Below are 15,410 nucleotides of genomic sequence, written 5' to 3'. Positions count from 1 at the left end.
ATTATTTATTATGAAGTATATTCTTTCGAATATACTCATTAGTAGCTGCTTCTCCTTCTTTAGCCAGATGTGTAAGCATATCCTCTAAAAGCCTTGCTGTCTCTTCATGCATAAGATACTTGGCCTTACCCCTATTATAGTATTCAAGGGCACTGGCATCGGTGTAAGCATCCTTTTGATAGTTCTTACAAGCTGCCACTCTATCGCAGTACATTTCCACTACGTAATTAACCGGCATCTTCATACCAGCCATTCCTGATTTTCCATCTAAAGCGTAATCAATCCAATATTCAAAATGATGCTTATTTCTGCCTTTGTGATGAAGCCAGGCAAGTGATACTCCCTTATCTTCTCTTTCAGCGTTGTTAGGACTCTTATCACCTTGATAGTATTTAGCTCCAACCAAAAACTCCACAGGGCTGTATTTAGATAAATCATGTAATAGTCCTTGTTTGTATAGCCCTACTGCAAAGCATCCTTTCATTACAAGATGTCTATGATGTGTAATTGTTTTAAAATGTTCCCAAGCTTTCATTTAATTAGCACCCTTCTTCATCTTAATTCCAACTAAAACGCTAATGGAATTTCCTGGAACATTTATTGATTGCTGATCATGGATTGGCTTTGGTGAAAAATCACCATCATACTTAGCTGTATTAAAGCAAAGACGCCATCGCTTTCCAGGCGCCAATAGAGGAAGTGCCATATTAACATCATCATAGTGATAGTTATAGCATACAAAAACCTCTTCGTTTTCATCCACATAAGCTCCGTTATATAAAACACCAAGAGCCTTCTGTTCCTCTCCAATAGACATCATCCAAGGCTCTGTTCCGTGAAATGACATATCAGGCAAGCCTAAATGTCTATAATCGTTCATAAGAAAAGGTGTCTCACCCCTTAAGCACTTGTGATTCTTCCTAAACTTAACCAGCTCTTTTACAAAGCCTGTAAGCTCTTCCTTACTCTTTGTTTTAGAAAAAACAGTATAGCCTGTTTTATTATCCTGGCAATATGGATTGTTATTTCCAAAATGTGTCGCAGCGGCCTCATCGGCAGCAACAAAAAGCGGTACGCTTTGTGCCAGCATAAGTGCAGTAAATGCATTACGCATTTCTCTGAATCGATTAGCATTAATAATGCGATTAGTTGTTTTTCCTTCTATTCCATAATTAAAGGAGAAATTGGTATTAGTACCATCTCTGTTTTCTTCACCATTATCAAAATTATGCTTTTCCCCATAAGAGAAGGAATCCCACATAGAAAAGCCATTAACATTAGCCATATAGTTAACAAAACCATAGGCCGAATTTTGTCTTCGCATGTGATTGGCAAACTGAACCATGCTTCCATTCATGTGATTTTCTATCTGTCTGGTAACATTCATAAATGAATCATTATATATAAATAAGTGCTTTCTGCCAGCTTCCTTACATAGGATTTCCTCTGGGATATATTCATAGAAAATCTTAGTATCAGAAAGGAATGGATCATCTGCAATACGCTCTATAGGGGCATTGCAACCAACAATGTGAAATCCATCAATGTGGAAATACTTAACATAATACTTAAGGCATTCTAACATCATTTCATGTGTTGTATCCTTACTAAAAGCCATTTCCATAATGGCTTCAAAGCCATTCTTGTGGAGAGTAGATATCATATCGCGCATTGAATCCACACATTTATCAGCCCCTCCAAAATACGAAGCCTTAGGGGCAAAATAATTAGCTTCTCCAAAACCCCAGTAATTGCGTTTTCCTGTATACTCTGTAGTCTCTGAAACCTTTCCCTTAGGAGAGATTACCATCTTAGATTCTAAAAACAGCTCTTCAAAATCATAAAGAGGCATAAACTCAATGCTGGTAATACCAAGCTCCTTAAGATATGCAAGCTTTGATAAAACACCCTTGTACGAGCCTACCCTAGAAGCGCTCATGCCCATGCCAGCTGTAAATCCACGGATATGAAGCTTATAAATAACCATATCAGTAGGTTCGATATAAATATTTGTATCCTTCCAAGGCTTCTCTAAATGAGAAATACCTGAATAAACCTTGTAATCATAAGGCTTTCTTCCCTTTTCGTCAGCCCAGGTATCACGACCAATTACAGCTGTTGCGTAAGGGTCAATATAAGCCTTTTCATCTTCTTTTATTAAATAACAAATTTTATCTACATCAATATCTGAAATTTCAACAGAATAAACCCTACCCATTGAATATTCCTGTGTTAATTCTATACAACTAAGCTTTTTCTTTGAAGCTTTGTCAAACAAAAGAATTGCCGCCTTCTTTGCAGTAGGCGCAATAGATACTGTGATATTAATAGAATTCTTTTTTATGATTCTAGAACCAAAATCTCTAAAATCCCCTCTAGTTACCTTCATAAGTATGCCTCGTTTCATCGCAACAGTGTAATAATACACATATTTTCAATCAAAATTTATATTTTCACTAGACAATATTCCTGATGAATTATATCATAAGGACATGGCTTAAACAAATAATTTATTAGGAAGGAAGCAAATATGGACGAAAATGAAGTTTTCCCAGTAGACAACGAAGATGATGACGTAGTTGTCACACTTAATCTAGATGACGGTTCCGAGGTAACATGTGAGATTCTTACAATCTTTGATTTGAATGATCAGGATTATATAGTCCTTTTACCTCTTGATGAAAATGGTGAAGAAAACGAGGAAGGCGAAGTATATATCTATCGCTATTTTGAAGACGAAACAGGCGCACCTTCACTTGATAATATTGAATCAGATGAAGAATACGCCGCTGTTTCTGCTAAGTTCGACGAGCTTTACGGTGAAAGCATCGAGGAATAATCTAGTTCAGTAAGGAATCGGGATTTGTCCCGATTCTTTTTATTTGTATAGCTAAGATATAAATTTTTCTTTGTCCTGGTAATTCCAACATAGAATAATCTTCTCTCTGCTTCTATCTCTTCCTTTGAATCAGCCTTATTTGTTGGTATAATCCCTTCATTTGCAGAAATGATAAATACATTTTCAAATTCTAAGCCTTTACTCGAATGTAAGGTATAAAGTCCTATTTTATTTTTCTTATCCTTTTCATTATTCTTGTTTTCAAAATCGACCTTGAGCTTTAATATATTAAGCTTATCAATAGCCTGCTTTATGGTTTTGCATTCTTTAAGTACTCCTGTAAGGAAATCCAAAACATCAATGTATTCCGCCTCTAACATCCCAGCATTAACAGCTTCTTCTTTCAAATATTGTCCATAGCCTATTATATTTTTAATATAGTTAATTGCAGATACAGGACTCATTTTTGATATAAGATTAATATCATTAATTAAAGCCTCCACCTGCCTGTGGGCATTTTGATTGTCTTGATAAAATCTAAGCATGCCCTTTAAATCACATCCTTCCTCCACAGCCCTTCTATGTAAATATCTATTAGGTCTATTAATAATTCTAAGTAGTCTTTCCTTGGTGGAGTTATAGGCGGCTATTTGAAAATAGGCTTCCATGTCACTGATAACAAAATGACTGTATATGTTAGGCATTTTCTCCTTTAAATAAAAAGGAATGTTCTCATTAATCAGAGCATCTACCATAAACCTGGCATCAGAATGATTTCTGTATAAAATTGCAATATCATTAAGTGAAGTGTTATCCTGTAGCAATCCATTTATAGTTTTTAAAACTTCCTTAGCCTCTATAAATTCATTCTCATAGCAATTGATGCTTATTTTTCCATCTGGTGAAGTGCTTTTTATATCCTTTTGAAACCTGAGGGTATTTTTTGATATTAGCTTATGAGCGCAATCTACAAGGTTTTTAGGGTTTCTGTAATTATAATCAAGCACTATTGTCTCAGTTCCTTCAAAGCGCTTTACAAACTTATTCATCACCTTAGGATTAGCACCTCTAAAGCCATAAATAGATTGATCGTCATCCCCTACGCAAAAAATATTTTTAGTCCTTTGCCCAAGCATAGTAATAAGTTCGAACTGTACATCATTCATATCCTGCATTTCATCAATCAAGAAATATGAAAACCTGTTTTGCCATTTATACAATACATTAGGCTTAGATTTAAATAACCTATAGGTTTTAAGCAGCATATCATCAAAATCAATTACATGATATTTATTTTTTAATGCCTCATAGGCCTTTGCGAACTCAATTAAATCCTTCTTCTCAATATATTTAGGCTCATATTCCTCTATATTTTTAGCTGAATTATAAAAGGTAGACAGTTCCATGGAAAAAAGATTTAAAAGCATTTTATCTTCACACCTGTTATCTATGGATGTAAATGCTGTATACATCAGCTGCTCTTTTTGTTTTCCCATAAGAATATCCGTAGACTTATATCCTAATTCCTTTTGTAAAATCCCCCAAAACAAAGAATGGAACGTACCAAAGGTCACAGGATATACATCATCTGATAACCTTTGGAAACGTTCCTTCATTTCAATTGCTGCTGCTTTTGTAAATGTAATAACTAAAATCTCGTTAGCCGGGACACCAGATTCAATAAGCTTGATTATTCTGCAGGTTAGCGTGTAGGTTTTACCACTGCCAGGACCTGCCAAAACCATGCATGGTCCTTCCTTTTTCATTACCGCTTTTTGCTGACTATTATTTAGTTCCATAAAACTCCTAATAGTCGACTTACCAAAATATCAGGTTCCCCAACCTGTTTAAGATAGCTTTTCGATAGCTGCCTTGATACGTTTGATAGATTCTTCCTTACCAAGAATCTCCATAAGCTCTGTTGCACCACCAGGTGTCATCTGTTTACCTGAAACAGCTGTACGAACTGGCCAAAGCACGTATCCATTCTTATATCCATGCTCTGCTGCAAATCCTGAAAGAAGTGCGTAAAGAGCATCATTTGAGTAATCATCCTGCGCCTCAAGAACAGGAAGTAGTTCCTTAAGAACTGCAAGTGAAGACTCCTCATTAGTCTTCATTTTCTTGTGAGTATACATTGAGCTGTCATACTCTGGTACTGCATCAAAGAAATCAACATGGTCTTTGATGTCTGGGAAGATTTCAATTCTAGTCTGAACCATCTTTGCAATCTTCTTAAGGTCGTAATCTCCCTTGATATATTCCTTGAGATAAGGAAGAGCCATATCATAGAACTTATCAAAGTCCATAGCCTTCATGTACTCACCGTTCATCCACTTAAGCTTTGTGATATCAAAAACTGCAGGTGACTTTGAAATACGGTGATAATCAAATTCCTTAACAAGCTCCTCTAATGAGAAAATCTCGTTATCATTCTCTGGTGACCAGCCAAGAAGGGCTACAAAGTTAACAACTGCCTCTGTTAAAAAGCCCTGCTCAATTAAATCCTCATAAGAAGAGTGACCTGAACGCTTAGAAAGCTTCTGATGCTCTTCGTTAGTAATAAGTGGGCAGTGGATGTACTTAGGCACTTCCCAGCCAAATGCTTCGTAAAGACGATTGTACTTAGGTGATGATGAAATGTACTCGTTACCACGAACTACGTGTGTAATTCCCATCAAATGGTCATCTACTACGTTAGCAAAGTTATATGTAGGATATCCATCAGACTTGATAAGAATCATATCATCAAGCTCTGCATTATCAACAGTAATCTCACCGTAAAGCTCATCTACGAAAGTGGTTGTGCCTGTACGTGGATTGTTCTGACGAATAACATAAGGCTTACCAGCTGCAAGATTAGCCTCTATTTCTTCCTTTGAAAGGTTAAGGCAGTGCTTATCATAGATGTGGATTTCCTTACCGCCAATTACCTGCTTGCACTCCTCAAGACGCTTATCATCACAGAAGCAGTAATATGCCTCACCCTTTTCAATAAGCTTCTTAGCATACTCAAGATAAATGCCTGCGGCCTGACGCTCAGACTGAACATAAGGGCCAACGCCCTTATCCTTATCAGGACCTTCATCATGTACAAGACCTGTTGCTGCAAGTGTTCTATAAATAATATCAACAGCACCTTCAACAAGGCGCTCCTGGTCAGTGTCTTCTATTCTAAGAAGAAAATCTCCTCCCTCGTGCTTAGCTACTAAATATGCATAAAGAGCTGTACGAAGATTACCAACATGCATACGACCTGTTGGTGATGGTGCGAAACGTGTTCTTACCTTACTCATTTATATTTCCTCTCACATACTAAATTTAGGATTGCAAAAAACTTTGCAATCCTAAACTATTCTATACTAATTTTTAATTTTTTCAAGTACCTTAAAGATTCTCTATTTCATCAAGGTCATCTAAATTATCTTGTTCTATACTATTTTGCTTAAATTCGCCCTTATTTCCATCCATCTGTGGACGTTCTCCTTCTGGGCGCTGGCCATTAAATTCCTCTGGCATCTCACCATCTAAGCCTTCTGGTCTTTCTCCATTTCCCATTCGCTGGTCTCCTTGGCCTCCCATGCCGCCATGTCCTCCCATGCCGCCCATGCCATTAGCCTGACCACCTGCATCTACTACAGTAGTATCAGCTGTAAAGGAAATTGCTTCTGTGCCATTTGCATAGATTGTGTAATCTGCACCAGTAATTATATTAGCACTTGATATAATCATTGTGTTTCCAGAAACCTCTGGTGTGGTAGAAAATACCACATTGCCATCAGAATCCTTAATCTCTATTGTCTCACCCTTATTAAAACTTCCATATACTACAGTCACCTGGGAACTATCCTCTGATATAGGACTATTTACATCTCCTATGGCAATCACTTCACCGCCATTAATGATTGCGCTGGAATTGTCTGCATCAATTCCTCCTTCTGGACTGTTACCGCCAACTACATATACATTACCGCCATTTATTACGATACATCCTTCATAATTACCATTACAATCTAAGGCATCTCCTGTAGCACATGTAACATTTACAGTACCATCATTTATCTCTAGATATGTAGCCGCATTTATTCCATCATCCTTAACAGAAATATCTATTGTACCTCCGTTAATATAAACGGCATTCTTAGATTCGATGCCTTCATCATCACTAGAGCCTGTAATGGTTCCTCCTGTGATTACCAGGATATCCTCACTTTCAATAATATCGCTTGCTGCTGTTATCTGAAGAGCGCCTCCATCAATGCAGACCAAATCATTAGCGTGTATTCCATCTGTTCCTGTGGATGTAATATTTATATTTCCAGCCTCAACATATAACTTATCATCTGAAACAATACCATGCTTATGATTAGCTGTTATGTTAAGTGTTCCATCTCCTAAGATAATCAAATCATCCTCGCAGGAAATAACGCCTTTGCCAATCTCTTCTCCAGTAGTAGAATCAGTCTCATAGTTACTACTATCACATAGATTATTAGTTGTTCCATCAGCTAGCTCTACATATAGATTCTTAACCTGCTTACCATATATCACAGGACCATTAGTGCTAGTTAAATCTACACCATTTAATATAAGCTTTACATTTTCTTCTGTATCAATCACTATGGAAGCATCAGATGATGTTCCTGTAAGGGTATATGCGCCACCTGCTGTAATGTAGATAACACCATCTTTATTTTCTGCTCCGCTTCCATCAATAGTAACATCAGATTCAGAAAATATTATTGTTGCAGCCTCTTCCCAGTCAGTCTTAATAGTGAGAGCTTTGTATATTTCACTACTATCATCACTAGCTGTAGCTACAGTTTCAGCAGCTGCACTTGTGGATTTTGTTGTACTTGAAGTATTCGTGCCGCAGGCCACAAGGGATGCCACCATCATTATTGCAAATAAGCTTAATACAAATCTTCTCTTCATAATTACAACTCCTCTGCTTCATTTACATCACATCTACCACAAATAACAGTGAGATTTCCATTTCTCATTCTGATATCATCTAAGAACTTCTTTTCTTCCTTCTCATCTAAGAGCTTTACTCTATAGTTTATCTCATACATAGACCCCATATTAGTAGTTCTTACTGCAATTAATTTATGCTCCTTTGTGTACTTAGCAAACAAATCATCAAAAATATCACTGTAATCTAAGTTCTCTGGAATTGTTACCCTCAAATCTTTTTCCTCTGCACTATTTGCACCATACTTAATGGCATTTAATACAAAATAGATTCCGCAGATTAATACTGTAAGTGTTGCTGCTAGAATAATCTCACCAACAGCACATACAATACCAACAGTCATTGAAAAGAATATAAAGCTTATATCCCTGGAGCTTCCCTGCAAAGACCTGAATCTTACCAATGAAAAAGCACCCAAAACTGCAATAGATGTACCAAAATTGCCATTCACAACCAAGAGCACAACACATACAAGAATCGGCAAGGTTATAAGGGTTCTGGCAAAATTCTTAGATATCTTGCTGCCTGTCTTCATATATGTTAAGGAAATGAGTAACCCAAGTATTCCAGCTGCTATAGTATAGATAATAGCTATACTATTTGTTATTTCCACCTCAGCTGTGGTGGTTCCTAATAATGATGTTAATAATGACTCCATATTTTTCTCCTTACGCTTCTTTTAATTGTTTTTTATAGAAATTTCCATACTTTGAAAATGAAGTAGGATAAATCTCATATTTTGATAAAAGTCTTGCAAACCAAAGTGGCATGGCATCTGATATTTTTACCTCCATAAGCCTTGTGCCCTTCTCAAGTAGATATTCATTTTCTTCATCACTATATAATGTCAGGTTAGTATCTCTACTTCTGATATTTATATCAAAGGTCACCCTAAATTCCGGATCTTCTTTTCCAAACATTGCTATTCTATCGTATGCAATGTAGCGCTTAGGTTCTAATGGATAATGACTGAAGAAATAATCTATTTCCTTAAATATCTGATTTGGATTTGATGGAAGCTTACCGTGAATAAGATATTGCTCAGCCTCCTCCATTGGTATTGCCACACGCCTTTTATTTACTAGACCTTTGTACTTTTTCTTTATTTCCAAAAAACACATGCTATCGTATGTTGGGGTTCCGTAGCACCTTACTCTAAATTTTTCCTTATACTTAGGTCCTTCTATAGATGTTCGTATCAGCTCATCTGTAGGAGTGTCATAATATATATTTCTAATTGTGTGAAGCCCATATTCATCTTCAACCATGTATTCATCTAATTCACGCTTGAAATCATTGTATGTTTCTTCATCCAGCAGGAATTTCTTTTCATATCGATTAAATACTTTTTGTATTTGTCCCATTTTTTAACTCCTTTAATTGGCTCAACTATCTTGTACTGTTAATTTAAATGGGTAAAGTGAACATAAAGTGATGATATTTAGAATGTAAAGGAAATATTCTGAAAATATTTGGAAAATAAGAAATATCTATGAACATTTAGCTACTTTTATTGTTCTAATACAATCTACGATATATAATCAAGCTATGATAACAAATAAGATTCGCCCTGAATTGCGAAAAGACTTTTATCAGTCTAAATTCAAATATTATAAAAAAGTAGCCACCTATTGTGCGTATTTAATAGGCCTTCTTGAAGTGACTTACTTTGCATCAGATTGTATAATATTTGGCCGTTTTGCTTATGAAACTATAATCCCAAGACTAAGTATAATCTTACCTCTTATTATATTTTATATTCTGGTTCCGAGAGCCAACACCTATCAGTATGGTGTTCATCTTTACTATACTATTCCCCACGCAGCTATGTGGAGCACCATTTGGGCAATAATTTATTTACCAAACAAAGACTTTGCAAGAGAAGGTTTTATAATAATGCATTTTGCTTTTCTGGCAATAGGACTGGCTATGCCTTTAATCTATCATATTCCTATTCATGCTTGCCTTCTTTTAAATATAATTATTTCTAATAGTTTTATTCATTATCAATATTTTAAATTGATGATAGCACTGGCATTACCTCTTTACATAGGTGTTGTTTTAATGCTTTGGATTCAAGAAAATACCTACGCAGATCACTATCTTATTAGGAAACAGTTAGAAATTAGCTATGTAACCGATGAACTTACTGGAACGTACAACAGACATAAACTTTCTGAAATTGTAGATGTAAATTCAGAAAGATTCTTATTTGATAAAAAAGGCTACCTTATTATGCTAGATATCGATTACTTTAAAAAAGTAAATGATACCTATGGCCATGAAGCTGGAGATAAAATATTAAAATATGTTGCCACACAATTAAAAAGCCAGATTTACGATAGAGATTACCTGTTTCGTTGGGGTGGTGAAGAATTCGTCATTATCCTAGTAGACTATTCTTTGCGCCAGGCCATGTCTTTTGCCGAAAAAATCAGATATGATATTGAATCAACCGATAATGGTATTTGTCCAATAACAATATCTATTGGTCTAACCAAGTACACTACTAATGAGAATTATCACAAAAATATCGATAAAGCAGATCAGGCATTATACTATGCCAAAGAACATGGTCGTAATCAAGTAGTTAATTATGATAATATTTAAAGAAAGCCACCAATTAGATTTTCTAAATGGTGGCTTTATATTATAAGTTGTTTACAAATCTAAGGAATGCAGCCATTCCCTCATCGGTGTTTTTATACACTCCTGCACATTCTAATACTTCGCAGAATACCTTTCCTATCTCCTGCTGAAGAATTTCATTAATGTTAGCAGAATCAATATGGTCGTAGTTCTTTGAAAAAGCTTCAACCCAATCAGCATGCTTTGCAAGAGCCTCATTACTTCTTAAATCCTTGCCATTTACAATATAATCAGCAAGCTGTTCCATCTCCCCCTTTAGGCGGCTAGGAAGGACTGCAAGTCCCATAACCTCTATAAGACCAATATTTTCCTTTTTTATATGATGCAAATGAGCATGTGGATGATATACACCAAGAGGATGCTCTTCTGTTGTAATGTTATTTCTAAGAGCAAGGTCCAGTTCAAATAAATCCCCACGCTTTCTAGCAATAGGTGTGATAGTGTTATGCTTTTCACCGTTAGTTTCTGCAAATATAAAAGCGGCTTCGTCTGTATAACCTCGCCATTCATTAAGGATATGTTCTGCTAAATCAATAATACGTTTTTCATCTTTACACTGAAGTCTAATTACAGATAATGGCCATTTAACTATACCAGCTGTAACATCCTCATATCCCTTTACTGTAAATTCTTTGATGATAGGTGCCTTTTCCATTGCAAATGTATAATGACCGCCCTGGAAATGATCATGACTAAGAATAGAGCCACCAACTATTGGAAGGTCAGCATTGCTTCCAAGAAAATAATGTGGAAACTGTTTTACAAAGTCAAATAGCTTTACAAAGGTGGCACGCTCTATCTTCATAGGAGTGTGTTCCCCATTAAATACGATACAATGCTCGTTATAATAAACGTATGGGCTATACTGAAATCCCCATTTACTATCATTGATTGTAATTGGAATTATACGATGATTTTCCCTTGCAGGGTGATTAGCTCTTCCTGCATATCCTTCGTTTTCCATACAAAGCTGACACTTTGGATATGCTGACTGTTTAGCATTTTTAGCAGCAGCTATTGCCTTTGGGTCTTTCTCTGGCTTAGAAAGATTAATTGTGATATCAAGTGTTCCATATTCAGTTTCTGTAGTCCACTTAAGATCCTTCTTTACCCTGTATGTTCTTATATAATCCGAATTACGGCTCATACTATAGAAGAAATCTGTGGCAGCCTGTGGTCCCTCATTATTATAGATGCTATAGAACTTTTCAATAACCTGAGAAGGTCTAGGGCAGAGCTGATTCATAAGCTTTGTGTCAAACAAATCTCTATCTGTAATAGAATCCTCTATGATGCCTCTATTTATAGCTTCATCTAATAAACCCTTTAAAACATCCTCTAAAACAATATCTGATAAATCACAATCAGGGTCTGTATACTCATCCTCTTTCATACATTCTAACAAAAGGTTAGTTGTATAAATTCTCTCGCATTCTGGTGTTAACCCACAATTTATTCCATATTGTACTAATTTTTTTATATTCTCCTGTAGCATAAGCTCCTCCAAAAATAAAAATAGTTTCCAAAGAAATCTCTCTGGAAACTATTTTACATCTTTTCGGTTTTTTACATCAAGTATTCTTGATATTAATTTTTGCAAATTCGACTATTATAAATCGTCAATTGCATCCTTTATCTTATCAGCAAAGCCTTTTTTCTTTTTCTCAGCCTTAACTGACTTTGGGCCACCAACTGTTGTCTTACCAGTAAGCTCATCAAACTTACGCAGTGCTTCCTTTGCATCTTTTGAAAGGCCTGTAGGAACCTGTACAACAAGTGTAACATACTGGTCACCACGAACATTTCTATTTCTAAGAGAAGGTATACCCTTTCCACGAAGTCTGATTGTAGTATCAGTCTGTGTACCTGGCTTAACCTCGTAGCTTACCTTACCATCAAGAGTATCAATGATAACTTCGCCACCAAGCGCAGCCTGTGCGAAAGAAATAGGTGCTGAAGAATAAATATCCATATCCCTACGCTGGAATATAGGATGATTAGCAACAATTACTTCTACAAGTAAATCTCCTCTTGGGCCACCATTTCTGCCTGGCTCACCCTTCTCACGAATACGAACACTCTGACCATTATCAATACCAGCAGGAATTGATACAGAAATCTTCTTCTTGCGAGCAACATAACCTGTTCCATTACAATCTGGACATGGAGTATCAATAACCTCACCAGTTCCATGACAGTCTGGGCAGGTAGTTACATTCTGAACCATACCAAAAAGCGACTGCTGCGACATCATTACACGGCCCTTACCGCCGCACTTAGAACATGTACGCTTACTTGTACCAGGTTTAGCGCCACTACCATGACATGCAGCACACTCTTCTTTAAGTGTAATTTCAAGCTGTTTTTCACAGCCAAAAGCTGCTTCTTCAAAAGTAATATGTACAGCTGCGCGAAGATTTGCACCTCGCATAGGACCGTTAGAAGCACGTCCACCGCCGCCACCAAAGAAGCTGCCAAAGATATCCCCAAAGATATCGCCAAAATCCATGCCTGAGAAATCGAAACCGCCGGCACCACCGCCGCCGTTTTCAAATGCTGCGTGGCCAAACTGATCGTATTGACGTCTCTTATCAGGATCTGAAAGAACAGCGTAAGCTTCAGAGGCTTCTTTGAATTTCTTCTCAGCGTCTGCATCACCAGGGTTCATATCTGGATGATATTTCTTTGCAAGCTTTCTATATGCACTTTTAAGCTCACTTTCTGAAGCTGTCTTGGAAACTCCAAGAACCTCATAGTAATCTCGTTTTTGTTCTGCCATATTTATCAATCCTTTACATACACAAATACGCTGTGAAATAGCACTTTACTTTTCAAAGCTCCCGTAGGTTGCTAAAGGTCCAGTGGACCTTTGTTCAGCAACGACCGGAACGGCAGTGAAGAACACCCCCCATGCTTTCGTCTGGGAACCCTCCCGCCGGCGTAGGTCCTTCCCATCCTCGGCATGGTGCCTCCCTACTCGCGCTTTCCTAGTACACTAAGCTATTTCACAGCTTAAATTACTTGCTATATATACTATACCTCTTTGAAATCAGCGTCTACGACGTCGTCGGCTGGGTTAGAGCCTGCACCTGCTCCAGCGCCTGCGCCTGTGAACTGGCTCATATCTGGGCCTGCACCCTGAGCACCTGCTGCTCCCTGAGCCGCCTGTGACTGCTCGTACATCTTAGCAAACACCTTCTGAGCACTCTCTGTAAGCTTCTCCTGAGCTGCCTTAAGCTCACCAATCTGTGAATCGCTCATTTCCTCAGGTGTCTGATACTGGTCAAGTAACTTCTGAGCTGCTTCGATATCAGCTTCAACTGCTGCCTTATCAGCTGCATCAATCTTGTCGCCTACTTCATCAAGAGCCTTCTTTGTCTGGAATACAAAGCTCTCAACATCGTTTCTAGTATCAACAGCTTCCTTACGCTTCTTATCCTGAGCCTCATACTCCTGAGCCTCTTTAACTGCCTTATCGATATCTTCATCAGACATGTTAGAACCAGCTGTGATTGTGATGTGCTGCTCCTTACCAGTGCCTAAATCCTTAGCAGATACGTTAACGATACCGTTAGCATCAATATCAAATGTAACCTCGATCTGTGGTACACCTCTCATTGCTGGTGGGATACCATCAAGTCTGAACTGTCCAAGTGACTTGTTATCCTTAGCGAACTGACGCTCACCCTGTACTACGTTGATATCAACGGCTGTCTGGTTATCAGCTGCTGTAGAGAAGATCTGGCTCTTCTTTGTAGGGATAGTTGTATTTCTCTCGATAAGTCTTGTAGCAATACCACCCATTGTCTCGATAGAAAGTGAAAGTGGTGTTACATCAAGAAGAAGGATATCGCCTGCACCAGCATCGCCAGCCAACTTACCACCCTGGATAGAAGCACCGATAGCTACGCACTCATCTGGGTTTAATGTCTTGCTTGGCTCGTGACCTGTAAGAGCCTTTACCTTATCCTGAACTGCTGGGATTCTTGTAGAACCACCAACAAGAAGTACCTTAGAAAGCTCTGATGCGTTAAGACCAGCATCCTTAAGAGCCTGGTTAACAGGGCCTGCTGTAGCTTCAACAAGGTCATGTGTTAACTCATCAAACTTAGCACGTGTAAGGTTCATATCAAAGTGCTTTGGACCTTCAGCTGTTGCTGTGATGAATGGAAGGTTGATGTTTGTAGTTGTTGCGCTTGATAACTCCTTCTTAGCCTTCTCAGCTGCTTCCTTAAGTCTCTGAAGTGCCATCTTATCTGTTGAAAGATCTACACCCTCAGCTGCCTTAAACTCTGCAAGCATCCAATCTGTAATCTTCTGATCGAAATCATCACCACCAAGTCTGTTGTTACCAGCTGTAGCAAGAACCTCGATAACACCATCACCGATTTCAATGATAGATACATCAAATGTACCACCACCTAAATCGTAAACCATAATCTTCTGCTCCTGCTCGTTATCAAGACCATAAGCAAGTGCTGCTGCTGTAGGCTCGTTGATGATACGCTTTACATCAAGACCTGCAATCTTACCAGCATCCTTTGTAGCCTGACGCTGAGCATCGTTGAAGTACGCTGGTACTGTGATAACTGCCTCTGAAACTGTCTCACCTAAGTAGTTTTCAGCATCGCTCTTAAGCTTCTGAAGAATCATTGCTGAAATCTGCTGTGGGCTGTATTTCTTGTCGTCGATGATACGACCGTTGTCTGTACCCATATCTCTCTTGATAGAAGAGATTGTCTTCTCTGCATTTGTAACAGCCTGACGCTTTGCTGGCTCACCAACAAGTCTCTCACCTGTCTTTGTAAATGCAACGATAGATGGTGTTGTTCTAGCACCTTCTGTATTTGCGATAACTGTTGGCTTTCCACCTTCCATAACAGCTACGCAGCTATTAGTTGTTCCTAAATCGATACCAATAATCTTTCCCATTTTTATTTCCTCCTA

12 protein-coding genes are annotated in these 15,410 nt (G+C 37.8%); 2 read left to right on the top strand and 10 right to left on the bottom strand.

What is annotated here, in order from left to right; translation table 11 throughout:
- Position 1 precedes the first annotated feature (1 nt).
- Both IJ535_RS00150 and IJ535_RS00145 read right to left on the bottom strand, forming a co-directional pair.
- On the bottom strand, positions 2 to 535 hold the full coding sequence (locus IJ535_RS00150; protein ID WP_294297079.1) for a DUF5662 family protein: 534 nt from the start codon (positions 533 to 535) through the stop codon (positions 2 to 4).
- Positions 536 to 2,389, bottom strand: a complete 1,854-nt coding sequence (locus tag IJ535_RS00145; protein WP_294297076.1) for an alpha-amylase family glycosyl hydrolase — start codon at positions 2,387 to 2,389, stop codon at positions 536 to 538.
- 141 nt (positions 2,390 to 2,530) lie between these two features.
- On the opposite strand from IJ535_RS00145, the gene IJ535_RS00140 reads away from it, so the two are divergent.
- Positions 2,531 to 2,839 (top strand): DUF1292 domain-containing protein, encoded by a 309-nt coding sequence (locus IJ535_RS00140; RefSeq protein ID WP_294289960.1) that lies wholly within the window; start codon positions 2,531 to 2,533, stop codon positions 2,837 to 2,839.
- Here IJ535_RS00140 and IJ535_RS00135 read toward each other — a convergent pair.
- The 5 genes from IJ535_RS00135 to IJ535_RS00115 all read right to left on the bottom strand — a co-directional run bounded on the left by IJ535_RS00135 (position 2,815) and on the right by IJ535_RS00115 (position 9,178).
- Positions 2,815 to 4,638 (bottom strand): ATP-dependent helicase, encoded by a 1,824-nt coding sequence (locus IJ535_RS00135; RefSeq protein WP_294297074.1) that lies wholly within the window; start codon positions 4,636 to 4,638, stop codon positions 2,815 to 2,817. The genes IJ535_RS00140 and IJ535_RS00135 overlap by 25 nt on opposite strands.
- A 48-nt stretch (positions 4,639 to 4,686) precedes the next feature.
- Entirely contained in the window at positions 4,687 to 6,135 is a 1,449-nt protein-coding gene (gltX, locus tag IJ535_RS00130; protein ID WP_294297071.1) for a glutamate--tRNA ligase, read from the bottom strand.
- Positions 6,136 to 6,226: 91 nt separating this feature from the next.
- Positions 6,227 to 7,774, bottom strand: a complete 1,548-nt coding sequence (locus IJ535_RS00125) for a carbohydrate-binding domain-containing protein (RefSeq protein ID WP_294297068.1) — start codon at positions 7,772 to 7,774, stop codon at positions 6,227 to 6,229.
- Positions 7,775 to 7,776: 2 nt separating this feature from the next.
- A complete protein-coding gene (locus IJ535_RS00120) occupies positions 7,777 to 8,472 on the bottom strand; it encodes a DUF4956 domain-containing protein (RefSeq protein WP_294297066.1) in 696 nt (231 codons plus the stop codon).
- Positions 8,473 to 8,482: 10 nt separating this feature from the next.
- Positions 8,483 to 9,178, bottom strand: a complete 696-nt coding sequence (locus IJ535_RS00115; RefSeq protein ID WP_294297063.1) for a polyphosphate polymerase domain-containing protein — start codon at positions 9,176 to 9,178, stop codon at positions 8,483 to 8,485.
- A gap of 184 nt (positions 9,179 to 9,362) precedes the next feature.
- Between IJ535_RS00115 and IJ535_RS00110 the strand changes: the two genes are divergently transcribed.
- A complete protein-coding gene (locus IJ535_RS00110) occupies positions 9,363 to 10,424 on the top strand; it encodes a GGDEF domain-containing protein (protein WP_294297060.1) in 1,062 nt (353 codons plus the stop codon).
- 40 nt (positions 10,425 to 10,464) lie between these two features.
- Here the strand turns inward: IJ535_RS00110 and galT are convergent, their stop codons facing one another.
- The 3 genes from galT to dnaK form a co-directional block, all read right to left on the bottom strand.
- Positions 10,465 to 11,958, bottom strand: a complete 1,494-nt coding sequence (gene galT, locus IJ535_RS00105) for a UDP-glucose--hexose-1-phosphate uridylyltransferase (RefSeq protein ID WP_294297054.1) — start codon at positions 11,956 to 11,958, stop codon at positions 10,465 to 10,467.
- Between the two features lie 114 nt (positions 11,959 to 12,072).
- Entirely contained in the window at positions 12,073 to 13,242 is a 1,170-nt protein-coding gene (gene dnaJ / locus IJ535_RS00100) for a molecular chaperone DnaJ (RefSeq protein WP_294297051.1), read from the bottom strand.
- A gap of 254 nt (positions 13,243 to 13,496) precedes the next feature.
- Positions 13,497 to 15,395 carry a molecular chaperone DnaK gene (gene dnaK, locus IJ535_RS00095; RefSeq protein WP_294297048.1) on the bottom strand — a complete coding sequence of 633 codons (1,899 nt, stop codon included), beginning with the start codon at positions 15,393 to 15,395 and terminating at the stop codon, positions 13,497 to 13,499.
- Between the last annotated feature and the right edge of the window lie 15 nt (positions 15,396 to 15,410).

This window comes from Pseudobutyrivibrio sp. (genome assembly GCF_017471675.1).
Taxonomy (GTDB): Bacteria; Bacillota; Clostridia; order Lachnospirales; family Lachnospiraceae; genus Pseudobutyrivibrio.
This window is presented reverse-complemented; position numbering and strand designations above follow the sequence as displayed.

Coding starts and splice junctions, on each gene's coding strand:
- IJ535_RS00150 (WP_294297079.1), bottom strand. CDS start 535: ATGAAAGCTTGGGAACATTTTAAAACAATTACACATCATAGACATCTT.
- IJ535_RS00145 (WP_294297076.1), bottom strand. CDS start 2,389: ATGAAGGTAACTAGAGGGGATTTTAGAGATTTTGGTTCTAGAATCATA.
- IJ535_RS00140 (WP_294289960.1), top strand. CDS start 2,531: ATGGACGAAAATGAAGTTTTCCCAGTAGACAACGAAGATGATGACGTA.
- IJ535_RS00135 (WP_294297074.1), bottom strand. CDS start 4,638: ATGGAACTAAATAATAGTCAGCAAAAAGCGGTAATGAAAAAGGAAGGA.
- gltX (WP_294297071.1), bottom strand. CDS start 6,135: ATGAGTAAGGTAAGAACACGTTTCGCACCATCACCAACAGGTCGTATG.
- IJ535_RS00125 (WP_294297068.1), bottom strand. CDS start 7,774: ATGAAGAGAAGATTTGTATTAAGCTTATTTGCAATAATGATGGTGGCA.
- IJ535_RS00120 (WP_294297066.1), bottom strand. CDS start 8,472: ATGGAGTCATTATTAACATCATTATTAGGAACCACCACAGCTGAGGTG.
- IJ535_RS00115 (WP_294297063.1), bottom strand. CDS start 9,178: ATGGGACAAATACAAAAAGTATTTAATCGATATGAAAAGAAATTCCTG.
- IJ535_RS00110 (WP_294297060.1), top strand. CDS start 9,363: ATGATAACAAATAAGATTCGCCCTGAATTGCGAAAAGACTTTTATCAG.
- galT (WP_294297054.1), bottom strand. CDS start 11,958: ATGCTACAGGAGAATATAAAAAAATTAGTACAATATGGAATAAATTGT.
- dnaJ (WP_294297051.1), bottom strand. CDS start 13,242: ATGGCAGAACAAAAACGAGATTACTATGAGGTTCTTGGAGTTTCCAAG.
- dnaK (WP_294297048.1), bottom strand. CDS start 15,395: ATGGGAAAGATTATTGGTATCGATTTAGGAACAACTAATAGCTGCGTA.